The 13,738-nt window shown below is 69.3% G+C and carries 15 protein-coding genes; 8 read left to right on the top strand and 7 right to left on the bottom strand.

What is annotated here, in order from left to right:
- Window positions 1-295 precede the first annotated feature (295 nt).
- The 3 genes from EP757_RS09635 to EP757_RS09625 are packed head-to-tail and all read left to right on the top strand — an operon-like array spanning window position 296 to window position 3,385.
- A complete protein-coding gene (locus EP757_RS09635) occupies window positions 296-1,444 on the top strand; it encodes a Gfo/Idh/MocA family protein (RefSeq protein WP_127544017.1) in 1,149 nt (382 codons plus the stop codon).
- Window position 1,445: 1 nt separating this feature from the next.
- Window positions 1,446-2,585 (top strand): dihydrodipicolinate synthase family protein, encoded by a 1,140-nt coding sequence (locus EP757_RS09630; RefSeq protein WP_127544015.1) that lies wholly within the window; start codon window positions 1,446-1,448, stop codon window positions 2,583-2,585.
- Window positions 2,582-3,385, top strand: coding sequence for a sugar phosphate isomerase/epimerase (locus EP757_RS09625; protein ID WP_127544013.1), 804 nt, complete (start codon window positions 2,582-2,584; stop codon window positions 3,383-3,385). The genes EP757_RS09630 and EP757_RS09625 overlap by 4 nt, the downstream gene beginning before the upstream one ends.
- Here the strand turns inward: EP757_RS09625 and EP757_RS09620 are convergent.
- A complete protein-coding gene (locus EP757_RS09620) occupies window positions 3,358-3,684 on the bottom strand; it encodes a TfoX/Sxy family protein (RefSeq protein ID WP_127544011.1) in 327 nt (108 codons plus the stop codon). The two genes, EP757_RS09625 and EP757_RS09620, sit on opposite strands and share 28 nt — an antisense overlap.
- A 65-nt stretch (window positions 3,685-3,749) precedes the next feature.
- Between EP757_RS09620 and EP757_RS09615 the strand changes: the two genes are divergently transcribed.
- On the top strand, window positions 3,750-4,667 hold the full coding sequence (locus EP757_RS09615) for a sulfotransferase (protein ID WP_127544009.1): 918 nt from the start codon (window positions 3,750-3,752) through the stop codon (window positions 4,665-4,667).
- Here the strand turns inward: EP757_RS09615 and mgrA are convergent.
- Both mgrA and EP757_RS09605 read right to left on the bottom strand, forming a co-directional pair.
- Window positions 4,653-5,630 (bottom strand): L-glyceraldehyde 3-phosphate reductase, encoded by a 978-nt coding sequence (gene mgrA / locus EP757_RS09610; protein WP_127554166.1) that lies wholly within the window; start codon window positions 5,628-5,630, stop codon window positions 4,653-4,655. The two genes, EP757_RS09615 and mgrA, sit on opposite strands and share 15 nt — an antisense overlap.
- A 30-nt stretch (window positions 5,631-5,660) precedes the next feature.
- The gene (locus tag EP757_RS09605) at window positions 5,661-6,353 is read right to left on the bottom strand and encodes a phosphotransferase (RefSeq protein ID WP_127544007.1); all 693 of its coding nucleotides are present in this window, start codon (window positions 6,351-6,353) and stop codon (window positions 5,661-5,663) included.
- Window positions 6,354-6,516: 163 nt separating this feature from the next.
- Here EP757_RS09605 and EP757_RS09600 point away from each other — a divergent pair, with 163 nt between their 5' ends.
- Both EP757_RS09600 and EP757_RS09595 read left to right on the top strand, forming a co-directional pair.
- Window positions 6,517-7,392: an NAD(P)-dependent oxidoreductase gene (locus EP757_RS09600; RefSeq protein ID WP_127544005.1), complete on the top strand. Its 876-nt coding sequence runs from the start codon at window positions 6,517-6,519 to the stop codon at window positions 7,390-7,392.
- Window positions 7,393-7,480: 88 nt separating this feature from the next.
- Entirely contained in the window at window positions 7,481-8,959 is a 1,479-nt protein-coding gene (locus EP757_RS09595; protein WP_160165770.1) for a calcium-binding protein, read from the top strand.
- On the opposite strand, the gene EP757_RS09590 is transcribed toward EP757_RS09595, so the two are convergent.
- A complete protein-coding gene (locus EP757_RS09590; RefSeq protein ID WP_127544001.1) occupies window positions 8,928-9,278 on the bottom strand; it encodes a helix-turn-helix transcriptional regulator in 351 nt (116 codons plus the stop codon). The two genes, EP757_RS09595 and EP757_RS09590, sit on opposite strands and share 32 nt — an antisense overlap.
- 195 nt (window positions 9,279-9,473) lie before the next feature.
- Here EP757_RS09590 and EP757_RS09585 point away from each other — a divergent pair, with 195 nt between their 5' ends.
- Window positions 9,474-9,845 (top strand): hypothetical protein, encoded by a 372-nt coding sequence (locus tag EP757_RS09585; protein WP_127544000.1) that lies wholly within the window; start codon window positions 9,474-9,476, stop codon window positions 9,843-9,845.
- Between the two features lie 57 nt (window positions 9,846-9,902).
- On the opposite strand, the gene EP757_RS09580 is transcribed toward EP757_RS09585, so the two are convergent.
- Window positions 9,903-10,478 (bottom strand): maleylpyruvate isomerase family mycothiol-dependent enzyme, encoded by a 576-nt coding sequence (locus EP757_RS09580; RefSeq protein ID WP_127543998.1) that lies wholly within the window; start codon window positions 10,476-10,478, stop codon window positions 9,903-9,905.
- A 77-nt stretch (window positions 10,479-10,555) separates the two neighbouring features.
- Here EP757_RS09580 and EP757_RS09575 point away from each other — a divergent pair, with 77 nt between their 5' ends.
- Window positions 10,556-10,996 (top strand): MarR family winged helix-turn-helix transcriptional regulator, encoded by a 441-nt coding sequence (locus EP757_RS09575; protein ID WP_127543996.1) that lies wholly within the window; start codon window positions 10,556-10,558, stop codon window positions 10,994-10,996.
- Window positions 10,997-11,005: 9 nt separating this feature from the next.
- On the opposite strand, the gene EP757_RS09570 is transcribed toward EP757_RS09575, so the two are convergent.
- Together EP757_RS09570 and EP757_RS09565 are read right to left on the bottom strand one after the other, a co-directional pair.
- On the bottom strand, window positions 11,006-11,617 hold the full coding sequence (locus EP757_RS09570; RefSeq protein ID WP_127543994.1) for a biotin transporter BioY: 612 nt from the start codon (window positions 11,615-11,617) through the stop codon (window positions 11,006-11,008).
- A 128-nt stretch (window positions 11,618-11,745) separates the two neighbouring features.
- On the bottom strand, window positions 11,746-13,692 hold the full coding sequence (locus EP757_RS09565) for a M4 family metallopeptidase (RefSeq protein WP_127543992.1): 1,947 nt from the start codon (window positions 13,690-13,692) through the stop codon (window positions 11,746-11,748).
- Window positions 13,693-13,738: the final 46 nt, after the last annotated feature.

Raw genomic sequence — 13,738 nt, 5'->3', positions numbered from 1 at the left:
CGGGGGAAGATTAAATATCGAGAAGTACGCCTGTCAACGCGCGGGAATCGACCTCAGGCGCTCATATCACTTTTCTCGGTGACGTCTTTCACCTGCGGAAACGCCTCTCTGGAAATAGCCGCTGGCAAATGCCTCGGCCGTCGGTTCCCGCTGTCGCGGTCTTGATCGCCGCAGGGGCCCGCAGCCGGAGGAGGGTGCGCTGCGGCGTGGGATGCCTCTTGTCCGGAAGCGGATCGGCGGCCTACGCTACGAGCAGCAGGAAAGCGCTTTCCTCTAGCCTCGAAGGGAATCCCGCATGGCAGCGCGTAGATCGATCGGCATCGTCGTCAACGGTGTCACCGGCCGGATGGGATACCGGCAGCACCTGGTCCGCTCCCTCCTCGCCATCCGTGACCAGGGTGGCGTGCCGCTCGCCGGCGGCGGGCACATCTGGCCCGAGCTGATCCTGGTCGGGCGCGACCCGGACAAGCTCGCGTCGATCGCGGCACAGCACGGCCTCACCGAGTGGACCACCGACCTCGACGCCGCGCTGGCCCGCCCCGACGTGGAGATCTACTTCGATGCGCAGGTGACCGCCCAGCGGGAGAAGGCGATCCGGCAGGCCATCGCCGCCGGCAAGCACGTCTACACCGAGAAGCCGCTCGCCGAGAGCTCGGCCGCCGCCGAGGAACTCGCCGAGTTGGCCGACGCGGCGGGCATCCGCAGCGGCGTCGTCCAGGACAAGCTCTTCCTGCCCGGCCTGCGCAAGCTGAAGCGGCTCATCGACGGCGGCTTCTTCGGCCGGATCCTGTCGGTGCGCGGCGAGTTCGGTTACTGGGTCTTCGAGGGCGACTGGCAGGCCGCGCAACGGCCGTCGTGGAACTACCGGCTGGCCGACGGCGGCGGCATCGTCATGGACATGTTCCCGCACTGGAACTACGTGCTCGAGGAGTTGTTCGGCGCGGTCCGCTCGGTGCAGTGCACGACGGCCACGCACATCGAGAGCCGGGTGGACGAGCGCGGCGAGACGTACGCGGCGGACGCCGACGACGCCGCCTACGCGATCTTCGAGCTGGAGGGCGGCATCATCGCCCAGCTGAACTCGTCGTGGACGGTCCGGGTGAACCGGGACGAGCTGGTCGAGTTCCAGGTCGACGGCACACTCGGCAGCGCCGTGGCCGGCCTGCGCGGCTGCAAGATCCAGCACCGGGCCACCACGCCGAAGCCGGTCTGGAATCCGGACCTGCCGCTCACCGAGTCGTTCCGGGACCACTGGACCGAGGTGCCGGACAACGAGGAGTTCGACAACGGCTTCAAGGTGCAGTGGGAGGCGTTCCTGCGGCACGTCGTGGCCGGCGAGCGCTTCCACTGGGGCTTCGCGTCCGGCGCCCGCGGCGTGCGGCTGGCCGAGGCCGGTCTCCAGTCGGCGAGCGAGGGCCGCCGCATCGAACTGGGGACCGCCTGACATGGCGACGGTGAACCTGCCCGACGGGCGGAAGCTCACCCTGACCGCCCGGACCTGGGAGAAGCCGGCCGGTCCGCCGACCGGTCGGGTCGCGTACGCGGCAGCTCACGTGGTAGCGGATCCGCGAGCCGGGAACGCTCCCGGCGCGCCCGCCGTCGTCGACTGGGACACCACCCTGAAGTTCCGGCACCACCTGTGGGAGCACGGGCTCGGTGTGGCCGAGGCGATGGACACCGCCCAGCGGGGCATGGGCCTCGACTACACCGCGACCAGGGAGCTGATCAGGCGTAGCTCGGCGGAGGCGGCGTCGGCCGGCGGCCGGATCGTGGCGGGCGTAGCCACGGATCAGCTCGCTCCCGGGGGTGCGACGCTCGCACGGGTGCTTTCGGCGTACCAGGAGCAATTGAATGATGTCGCCGAAGCGGGCGCCGTGCCGGTGCTGATGTGCAGCCGTCACCTCGCGGCAGCCGCTCGGGACGCTGATGACTATCTCAGCATTTATCGGCAACTGCTGGATGAGTCGGACAAGCCGGTCGTGCTGCACTGGCTCGGGACCGCTTTCGATCCCGCGCTGGAAGGCTACTGGGGTTCGTCCGACGTGGACAAGGCCACCGAGGTCGTCCTGGAGTTGATCGCCGGCAATCCCGGCAAAGTGGACGGTGTCAAGGTCTCGCTGCTCGACGCGGATCACGAGATCCGGCTGCGCCGACGGCTGCCGGCCGGGGTCCGGCTCTACACCGGCGACGACTTCAACTACCCGGACCTGATCCGTGGCGACGAGCTGGGGTACTCGGACGCGCTGCTCGGCATCTTCGCGGCGATCGCCCCGGCGGCCGCAGCGGCCCTCAAGGCGCTGGACGACGGCGATCTGGAGGGATATGACCGGATCTTCGCGCCGACCGTTCCTCTCTCGCGGCACATCTTCGAGAAGCCGACCTTCTACTACAAGACCGGCATCGTCTTCCTCGCCTGGCTCAACGGCCACCAGGACCACTTCACCATGGTCGGCGGCCTGCAGTCAGGTCGTTCGGTGCCGCACTTCGCCGCGCTGATCGAGCTGGCCGACGCCGCCGGCCTGATCGCCGACCCGGAGCTCGCGGCCGCGCGGGCGAACAGCTTCTTCAAGGTGGCGGTGGGATGAGCAGGTTCTCCTTCAACCAGATCACGGCGAAGCATTGGGAGCTGACCGACCTGGTCAAGGGCCTGGTCGAGGCTGAGGTGGACAAGGTCGCGCTCTGGCGTGAGCCGGTCCAGGAGTACGGGCTGGAGCGCTCCGCGGCACTGGTCCGCGACGCCGGGCTGGAGGTGACGACGCTCTGCCGCAGCGGCTTCTTCCAGGCGCCGGACTGGTTCGACGACAACCGCCGTGCCATCGACGAGGCCGCTGCTCTCGGCACGAGCGTCCTCGTCCTGGTATCAGGCGGCTTGAAACCGGGCAGCAAAGATCTCGAAGGCGCCCGCGCGCACGTCGCCGACGCGATCGCGCAGCTCGTCCCGCACGCCGCCGCGGCAGGGGTCACGCTCGCGATCGAGCCACTTCATCCGATGTACGCCGCCGACCGCTGTGTGATCAGCACCTGGGACCAGGCGATGGCGATCGCCGAGCAGCACCCGGTCGGCCAGGTCGGCGTCACCGTCGACACCTACCACCTGTGGTGGGACGACACCGTCCTCGACAAGATCGAGCGGGCCGGTGAGCGGATCGCCATCTACCAGCTCGCCGACTGGGTGACTCCGCTGCCGGCCGGTGTGCTGACCGGCCGAGGGCTGCCCGGCGACGGCTGCGTCGACATGCCCGCGTTCCACACCGCCGTGGAGAAGGCCGGGTACACCGGCCCGATCGAGGTCGAGGTGATGAACGAGGAGCTCTGGCAGCTGCCCGGACGGGAGATCCTGGCGAGGACCGTCGCGAGTTACCTCGGCGGCAGCGAGCCCGCGTAGTCGAGGCCTTTCCGCAGCCAGTCGCGCAGGTGGTGGTCGTCGAGACGGTGGCCGTCGACCACCACCCAGTTGCGCATCGGCCGGCCGGTGAAGTCGAAGACCCGTACGCCGGGCTCGGCCAGCGCGGCCGGCGCCTCCTCCGCGCCGAGCCGCACGATCAGATCGTCGCCGATGACGCCGGCGGCCATGTTGCCGTTCAGCATGAAGGTGATCCCGCCGAACATCCGCCGGTCGGTGACGCCGTCGCTGTCGGCAAGGGCGTCCCGGATCCGGGCAGCGAGTGTCTCGTCGAAGGCCATGTCTCAAATGTCGCTGACAGCAAGGGCAAAGCGCAGCCCCAACCACCGTCACGAGGATCCGCGGCATGGTGAAGGTGCTGTACATAGTCGGGTGGGGCCGTAGCGGCACGACCATCGTCGACAACATCCTCAACTCGTACGAGAACGTCTTCTCCACCGGCGAGTTGTTCTACCTCTGGCGGCGCGGCCTGGTGCAGAAGCGCAAGTGCGGCTGCGGCGCCCGGTTCGCCGCCTGCGAGCTGTGGGCCGAGATCCTCGACGTGGCGTACGGCAGCGACCAGCCCGATCCCGAGGCCGTCGACGAGCTGCAGAAGCGGATCACCCGGGTCCGGCACACGCCGTCGCTGGCCAGCGGGCCGCTGACAGACGAGGGCGAGGAGTACCGCCGCCTGCTGGCCCGGCTCTACCACGCGATCGGCGAGGTGACCGGGGCGAAGCTGATCGTCGACTCGTCGAAGGTGCCGTCCGGTGCGGCGCTGCTGCCCCGGATGCGCGGCGTCGAGCCGTACCTGCTGCACATGGTCCGGGACCCGCGGGCGGTGACTCACTCGTGGATGCGCCCCACCCCGCAGCTGGACCGGCCGAAGCCGCAGCTCATGCAGCAGCACAAGCCTGCCGACAGCACGATGCACTGGCTGGTCTGGAACGCGTTCGCCGAGCGCCTCTACCGCGCCTACCCGAACCGGCACCGGATGCTGCGGTACGAGGACTTCGCCGCGGCGCCGCGCCGAACCGTCGAAGAGCTGCTGGAGTTCAGCGGGACTCCTGTGACGGAGAGCCCGTTTCTGGACGACAGCACGGTGCGGCTCGAACCCAATCACACCGTCTCCGGGAATCCGAGCCGGTTCCGCACCGGCGAGATCGCGCTCCGGGCGGACGAGCGGTGGCGGGCGGACCAGCGCACCGGACCGCGGCTTGCGGTGACCGCGCTGGCCCTGCCCATGCTGCACCGATACGGCTACCGGGTGTCAGTAGCCGCTTGACTTCGCCCAGAGGTTGATCCCGGATTCGGTGGCGTGCTCGTCGATCTCTTCGAGATCCTCCGGAGAGAACGCCGGCCCGGAGAGAGCGGCCACATTCGCCTCCAACTGCTCGACGCTACTGGCGCCCAGCACCGTCGACGTCATCCGAGGATCCCGCAGCACCCACGCGATGGCCATCTGAGCGAGGCTCTGACCCCGGCGCGAGGCGATCGCGTTCAGCGCCCGCACCTTTCCGAGGTTCTCGTCGGTCAGCCACTCCGCGAAGAACGAGCCCCGGGTGGGCCGCACCGAACCGTCCAGGTACCGATCGGTGAGCATGCCCTGGGCCAGCGGCGAGAACGCGATGCACCCGGCGCCCTCCCGTTCCAGGGTGTTCAGCAGATCGCCCTCGATCCAGCGGTTCAGCATCGAGTACGACGGCTGGTGGATCAGCAGCGGTGTGCCGAGGTCGCGGAGGATCGCGGCGGCCTCGGCGGTCTTCTCGGCCGAGTAGGAGGAGATGCCGACGTACAGCGCCTTCCCGGCCCGGACGGCCGCGTCCAGCGCGCCCATCGTCTCCTCGAGCGGGGTGTCCGGGTCGAAGCGGTGCGAGTAGAAGACGTCGACGTAGTCCAGGCCCATCCGCTTCAGCGACTGGTCCAGCGAGGCCGTCAGGTACTTGCGCGAACCCCACTCGCCGTACGGGCCGGGCCACATGTCGTATCCGGCCTTCGTCGAGATGACCAGCTCGTCCCGGTGGCGGGCGAAGTCGGTGGCGAGGACCCGCCCGAAGTTCTCCTCGGCCGAGCCGTACGGAGGCCCGTAGTTGTTCGCCAGGTCGAAGTGGGTGATCCCCAGGTCGAAGGCCCGGCGCAGAATGGCCCGCTGCGTCTCCAGCGGCCGGTCGTCACCGAAGTTGTGCCACAGGCCCAGCGAGACGGCGGGCAGCTTCAGGCCGCTGCGTCCGCTGCGGCGGTATTCCATCGTTTCGTAACGGCTCACCCGACGAGTTCATCAGAAGTCTGCCGTGTCGGCGACGACCTGGCGCAGACGGCCCGCGAAGATCGCCATGCTGTCGATCGCCGGCACGGGCGTGAGGGTCTCGTCGAGCAACCCCGTCAGACCCGGCCACAGGCTGATGATCCGGTCGTCGGCGTCCGGCCAGGGATGGCCCGTCAGGGCCCGGAACAGCAGGGCTGCCAGGTTGGTGATGTCGTCGCGGGGAGCGGCGGTGCGCTGCGGCGCGAAGTCGTGGAGCCGCGGGAGGCCGTCGTCGCCGATCAGGACGTGCTCGGCGCGCAGCCGGCCGTGCGTCAGCGGCGGACGTGTCGCGTGAGCCCAGGCCAGCGCGTCGGCGAGCGTGATGACCAGCTCGATCGCCTCGGCCGGGCCGGGCGGATCGGTGCGCAGGACCTCTTCGAGGGTGCGCCCGTCGAGGTTCTCGAACGCGAGCCATGGCCGGCCGGTCGCGGTCACCCCACCGGCTTTGACTTCAATGATGGCGGGATGCCGGCCGAGCCCGATCGCAGTGGCGCAGTAGGCGGCGAACGCTGCCTCCTCGGCGCGCCCGCTCACGAACCTGTGGAAGAGCCGCAGCGCCACCTGCTTGCCGGCCCGCTCGTCCCAGGCCCGATAGGTGTCCGCCTCGGCGCCGATCCTGATCCGCTGCAGACCGGTGTATCCCGCTGGTGTGTCGATCCCCGCCACGAGCACCCCCTTTTTTATCTGTACGAAGTAAACGCCCGTCCCCAGCCACAACCAAACCGCCTCGTGGCGCACCGGTTCTGACGGCCTCCCGCCCGGCGCGTTCCGCCGGCGGCACCGGCGGTCCGTCACCCTCGGGGAACGGCCGATCGGAGAGAATGGGGACATGACTGGACTCACCGTTGCAGTTCTGGGAACCGGGATCATGGGGGCCGCGATGGCCCGCAATCTGGTCAAGGCCGGGCATGTCGTACACGTCTGGAACCGGAGCCGGGACAAGGCCGAGGCGCTCGAAGCCGACGGCGCCACGATCGCCGATTCGCCGGCCGACGCCGTCAGCGCCGCCGATGTGATCGTGACGATGCTCTACGACGGCGACGCGGTCTTCGAGGTGATCCGGGAGGCGGCGCCCGGCTTGCAGACCGGCGCCGCGTGGGTTCAGTCGACGACGGTGAGCCTGGAGGCGGTCGAGGAACTGGCCCGGTTCGCCGAGGAGCAGGGCCTGGTGTTCTTCGACGCGCCGGTTCTCGGCACCCGGCAGCCCGCCGAGGCCGGTCAGCTGACCGTGCTGGCGGCCGGTCCCGCCGAGCACCGGGCCGTGGTGCAACCAGTGTTCGAGGCGGTCGGTGCGCGCACCCTGTGGACCGGAGAGGACGGCGCTACCGGACCCTCCACCCGGCTCAAGCTGGTGGCGAACAGCTGGGTGCTGGCGGCCACGCACGGCGTCGCCGAGGCGCTCGCGCTGGCGAAGGGTCTCGGTGTCGACCCCGAGCAGTTCTTCGGCGTGATCGGCGGCGGTCCGCTGGACATGGGTTACCTGCGCGTCAAGGGCGAGGCGATCCTCCAGGACCGGCTCTCGCCGGCGAGCTTCGCGGTGGTCACCGCCGAGAAGGACGCCCGGCTCATCGTCGCCGCGGGTGAGAGCCACGGCGTACGGATGGATGTCGCCGCCGCCGGGGCGGAACGCTTCCGCCGGGCCGCCGAGCTGGGTCACGGCGACGAGGACATGGCGGCGTCGTACCACGCGAGTTTCGGCAGCTGACACGGGACAGCGGGGCGAGACACACCCTCCTATGATCTTGGGTCCGGCCAGGCATCGATGCCGCCGGATCCTTAGGGGAGGATCCATCGTGTTTCGCTCCGTTTGGTGGTCCCGGGTCGGCTTGACCCTCATTACGACTCTTTCCGCCGGCGTCCTCGCGTCGCCGGCTGCTGCTGCCGCCTCCACCGGTGTGGCATCCGCTTCCGGTACCAAAATCAGATTCACCGCCGCCAAGGGCAAGACCAACAAGGTCGTCTTCACGCTCTCCGGCCGGACTGTCACGATCGACGACCGTGTCGCGATCAAGGCGGGCAAGGGCTGCAAGGCGGTCAAGGGCGACAAGACCAAGGTCAGGTGCACCACCAAGAAGGCGCCGACCCGGCTCTACGCCTTCCTGAACGACCGCAACGACTCGCTGGTGAACAAGGCGAAGGTGCGGATCGACGTGGACGGCGGCACCGGCGACGACAGCCTGACCGGCGGCCCGCTCGCCGACATGCTGAACGGCCGGTCCGGCAACGACAAGCTCCGTGGCGGCGCCGGCGGTGACCTGCTGATGGGCGGCTACGGCAACGACAGGATCTGGGGTGGCGCCGGCCACGACATCGTCAACGGTCAATCCGGGAACGACGCCATCGACGGCCAGTCCGGGAACGACATCCTGATGGGCGAGGTCGGCAACGACAACGTCTACGGCGGATCGGGCACCGACGAGATCTCCGGGGACGTCGGCGTGGACAAGCTCTACGGCGGCACGGGTGGCGACCGGATCAGCGCCGACGAGTGGGATCACAAGAGCGCCGACCACTACTCCGGCGGCAGCGGCTGGGACTCCATCTCCTACCAGTCGTATCAGGTCGGGGTCACCATCGACGCGGACGGCGTGAAGGGCGACGACGGCGCCAAGGGCGAGCGGGACACGATCACCGCCGACTTCGAGAGCATCACCGGCGGCTACGGCCACGACGTGATCACCGGTACGTCCCGCTCGGAGATCCTGTACGGCGGTCCCGGCAACGACACGGTCCGTGGCGGCGGTGGAGACGACGACCTCTACGGCGACGAGGGTCGTGACCGCCTGGAAGGTGGCGCCGGGGACGACGAGCTGAACGGCGAGGACCCGTTCGGTGCGAAGTTCGAGGCGGACATCATGCTCGGCGGCACCGGCAAGGACTGGGTGAGTTACGACTTCCGGACCACCGGAGTGATCGTCGACCTGGACGGCGCGATCGGCGACGACGGGCAGCCGGGCGAGAAGGACACCGTCGGCACCGACGTCGAGATCATCACCGGCACCGACGGCAACGACCGGATCACCGGTAACGGCTACGCCAACGACCTGACCGGGCGGGGTGGCGACGACATCGTCCGCGGTGGCGGCGGCAACGACACACTGCACGGCGGGAACGGCGCCGACGCGCTCTACGGCGAGGCCGGGAACGACTACCTCTTCGAGCCGGGCGATTCCGCCGCCGACCGGCTCGACGGCGGGCTGAACACCGACGAATGCCTGGCCTGGGAGGGCGAGGACACGGTCACCGGCTGCGAGCGCGTGGAGTACCAGTAGCACGGAGTTCCACCAGCAGGCCGTCTCGATCGGTCAGCACCGCACCCAGGATGCGCCGGCCCGCCGCGAGCAGGTCGGCGACGTCCGGGGTGCTGAGCGCGTACATCACCAGGGCGCCGTCCCGGAACGACGCCACGATGCCGGCCCTGCGAAGGACGGCCAGCTGCTGCGACAGGTTCGAGGCCTCCACGTCGATCTCGGCGAGGAGGTCCCGGACCGGTTTCGGCCCGTCCTGCAGCAGTTCGAGCACGCGGATCCGCACCGGATGACCGAGAGTCCGGAACATCTCGGCCTTCGCCTGGTAGAGCGGCACTGACACGTAAGCCCAACTTCTTCAGGAGGCACCGGTTACGGCGCTTTCGCACATTCGGAGTTGCAGAAATCCGCAAGTCGGCCGATCTTCTTCAGGAGAACTTTTCACGGGGGCGTCCGTCCGAAGCGGACATCGTGTGCGATCGTTTCCGGCCGGCGTCCAGCAGTCTCGGTCAGACCAAAGGACGTGGGAGGACCCGAGATGCCGGACATGGACGTAGCCCTCAAGGACGCGATGCAGGTCGACGGCGCGATCGGCGCCGCACTCGTCGACCGCGGCAGCGGGATGGCGCTGGGTATCGCCGGGGGCGGCAAGGACTTCGACCTGACCGTGGCGGCGGCCGCGAACACCGAGGTCATCCGCGCGAAGCTGCGCACGATGGAGATGCTCGGGCTGCGCGAGAACGTCGAGGACATCCTGGTGACCCTGGAGACGCAGTACCACCTGCTCCGCCCGCTGACCGGGCGCTCGGGGCAGGGCCTGTTCCTCTACCTCGCGCTGAACAAGGACCGGGCGAACCTCGCGCTCGCTCGTCACCGGCTCAAGCGGATCGAGGAGAGCTTGGACATCTAGCTCATTCGAACATCAGTTCGAGTTATCCACAGGCTGTGTGCACAGCCTGTGTGAAACTCAGCGACCCGTCATGAGCAGCAGCAACGCGTCGATCGGCTCCTTCCGCTCGGTGCCGGTGCCGGCGGTGAAGGGGGCGTCGGTGGCGGTCAGGCGTACTCCTCGGAAGCGTTTCGCGGCCCAGAAAGGCCAGCCCATCTCCCAGATCCGCTCGGCGGCAGCGACGGCGGCTGCGGGTGGCGTCGGCAGGGCGCGGCCGAGGGGGATCGCGATGTCCTGGGCGTGCACGACGACGTCGAACAGGGCGTTGCGCTCGTTCGTCACGAACGGCAGGCGGCGCGAATCGGCGTGCTCGCGAAGCTCGGCGACCAGGTCGGCGGGCGGACGGCGGGCCCAGCTGACGGCCATGTCGTGGTTGAGTCTGTCGAACCGGCCGGCGGCCCGGATCGCGCCGGCCAGCATCGCTGCCGGGCCCGGTGGCTGCGGCGTCTGCGCCAGATGGGCGGCGACGTCGCGCACCCGCCATCCCGCGCAGAGCGACGGCGTCTCCCATTCGGCCGGCGACAGGCTCGCGAGCAGGCCGGCCACGGCGAGCCGACGTGCGGTGATGGCCGACCAGATCTCGTCCTGATCCATCGGAACCCCTCCGATTCAGTCAGATTATCTGACTATTATGGTCAGAGAAGCTGACGGAATGTGCAAGGATTCATCACATGGCGCGAGACGAGCTGAACCCCGCTCTGCTGATGTTCATCGCCTACCGGTCCATGGAGCGACGTGTGCTGGAGGGCGTCGCGGCGGCCGGGTTCGACGACATCACGCTCGCGCAGGCGCGGATCTTCCAGCGGATCGGGCCGGGTGGGACGCGGCTGGTCGAGCTCGCCGAGCAGGCGCAGGTGACCAAGCAGACCGCCGGGTTCCTGGTCGATCAACTGGAGCGGGCGGGCTACGTCGAGCGTGTTCCCGATCCGTCCGACGCGCGCGCTCGTCTCGTCCGCATCGCGGAGCGTGGCCGGGCCGCTCAGGTCGCGGCGGGCGCCGTGGTCACCGCTGTCGAGCAGGAGTGGGCCGACCACCTGGGGAGACGGCGGATGGGCGCGCTACGGGAGTCGCTGACGCTGCTACGGGAGATCACCGATCCGTACGGCCGGTGATCTCGTGGGTCAGAAGCGGCGGTCGGGTGCGGCGTCGGCTCGCCGGCCGACCAGACTCCAGGCGCCGGGGAGGAACGCCGCGGCCAGGAACGTCTTCAGCACGTCGCCGATCAGGTAGGGAACCAGCCCGGCGGCCACCGCGGCAGTGAGATCCATGCCCGTCGCGAAGGCGAGCCAGGGCACCCCGACCAGATAGATGAGCGCGTTGCCGGCGGCCATCAGCCCGACGGTGTGCACCGGCCGGCGGTCCGCGCCGAGAGCGGCGAGCTGACCCGCGAGGGCCGCCGCCAGGATGAACCCGATCAGGTACCCGCCGGTCGCGGCGGGCCAGCCGGAGGCGCCGCCGGCGAACCACGGGACGCCGAGCGCGCCGGCGATCGCGTAGAGCAGCATCGCCACGGCGCCACGGGAGGCGCCGAGGGCCGCGCCGGCGAGGACGACGGCGAAGGTCTGACCGGTGATCGGCACGGGTGAGCCGGGAACCGGGATGGAGATCTGCGCGGCGAGACCGACGGCGCTCGCGGCGCCGACGGTGAGGACCACATCGCGGACCACGGACCGTCCCCAGACGTCGGCCAGCACACCCGTCGGCCGTCCCGGTACCGCTACTCCGTACGTCACGCTCGATCCTCCTCAGCTTGAACGCACCTTAGGTCCGGTCCTGCCGTCGACGGCAGGTCTCCGGACCTAATGTGATGTTGTGGTGATCATCGGGGCCGCCTCGATCACTCTCAGCGGCCCCGGTGGGATCAGACGGTGAGCGTCCAGGTGTTGATGTAGCCCGTGTCGGTGGAGTACACGTCCTGGGCCTTGAGCCGCCACGTGCCGTTCGCCGCCTCGCCGGAGACGTTCACGGTGTACGTGGTGTTGACGTTGTCGGCACTGTCCGAACTCGACGTCGCCTTCAGGTTGTAGGTGGTCCCGTCCGGCGCGACCAGGTCGACCCGCAGGTCACCCCGGTAGGTGTGGACGATGTTCACCGCGACCTTGGTGGTCGACGACGCGTTGCGGGCGCAGCCACTGATCGTGACGTTGCTGTAGACGGCCGCGCCGGCGTCCGGAATGGACACGTCGGTGCCGTTGGTGCCGGTGCAGGCGGTCGGTGACGTCGTCGTCGAGGTGCTCGGCGAGGCGGTCGGCGAGGTCGTCGTGGTGGAGCAGGTCGGGTCGGCGGTCTGGGCCGGCACGCTCACCGCGTCCCACGCGGCCTTCGTGGTGTTGAAGAGCCCGCAGGTGCTGTCCAGGGCCTTGGCGGCGGTCAGCGTCCAGGTGCGGTACTTGAGGTACGACGAGCTGCTCGTCTTCATCAGCATCGCGTTGTACATGATCTTGGTGGCGGTCTGGATGCCGACACCGGTGATCGCGCCGGAGCCGGAGCACCGGGTGCTGGCCGGCTGGCCGTTCGTCGGGTTGGTGCCCTCGGCGAGCAGGTAGAACCAGTGGTTGCCAGGGCCGGCCGCGGCGTGCACCTCCTGGCTCGGGGTGCTGCTGGAGTAGCAGTTGTCGTCGCCGGCGAGCGACGGGTTGTACATGTACCGGATCGGGCCGCTGCCGACCAGGTTGACCTCCTCGCCGACCTGGTAGTCGGCGGGGTCGTTGGGGTTGTTCGCGTACGCCTCGGTGGCCGCGCCGAACACGTCGCCGACGAACTCCTGGGTGCCGTTGCCGGAGATGCCGCCCGGAGTGTTGTCGTCGATGCCGTGGCCGATCTCGTGGCCCACCACGTCGGGCGAGGCGATCCACTGACCAGCGGTGTTCTTGCCGATCTGGACCTGGGTGCCGTCGTAGTACGCGTTCTGCTGGTTCAGCCCGACCCGGATCGGCCAGGCGCCGCCGCTGCTGGTGAAGCCGGTGCGGCCCAGCCAGCTGGACAGCATCCCCTTCTCCTTCTGCGCCGAGTAGAACGCGTCGACGCAGCCGGTCTCCTTGTTCGTGCCGGTGCCGTTGCCCCACACGTTGTCGGTGCCGCTGAAGGTCGTGTTCGTCGACGAGTCCTGGCAGGTCAGCGACGCGATGCCGGGGTCCTTCAGGCTGTAGGTGCTGCCCGAGAGGGTGGTGTCCAGGCTGACCGAGCCGGTGATCCAGCCGGTGCCGGTGCCGGCCACGTCGGTCACGTGCTCGTAGGTGCGGATGACCTCGCCGGTGGCCGCGTCGACGTCGACGGTGAGCCGGCTGATGCCCTCGGCGCTCGTGCCGTTGATGGTGGATTCCCAGGCCAGAGTGGGGTCTCCGGTCGTGGTGACGACGACGAGCTTGGTGCCCTCGACGTTCTTGACGGTCTTCAGCTCGGTCTTCGCGATGGCGACCGAGTCCGAGGCGGTCAGCTTGGGCGTCACGGCGAGCTCGCCGATCGGGCTGCTCTGCGCCACCGACGTGTACTTGGTGTTGCCGGCGTGGTCGGTCACGACGACGAAGTCGCCGCCGACCACATGAAGTCCCTTGTAGGTGCGCTCGTAGGGCACGTACTGCAGCTTGTCGGTGGAGATCACCGGCTTCTGTACGTAGGCCTCGCCGTCACTGGTCTGCAGGGTGGTGGGCTCGGCGGCGACCAGATCGGCAGCGGACTCGGCCGCGGCCTCGGCGGGCGCGGACGGGCTCACCGGCTGGGCGGTCGCCGGGCCGGTGATCCAGACCATCGCCGAGGCTGCCGCGGTCGCGGCGGTCACGGCGATGACTACGGGGGTTCGGGTTTTCACGCTGCGTGCTCCTTCCCGCCCGTGGGGTGTCCGGGCAGGCGTGGGA

The sequence above is a fragment of the Actinoplanes sp. OR16 genome (genome assembly GCF_004001265.1).
Classification (GTDB): Bacteria; Actinomycetota; Actinomycetes; order Mycobacteriales; family Micromonosporaceae; genus Actinoplanes.
The sequence above is the reverse complement of the archived record's forward strand: the minus strand, read 5'-3'. Positions and strand labels throughout refer to the sequence as shown.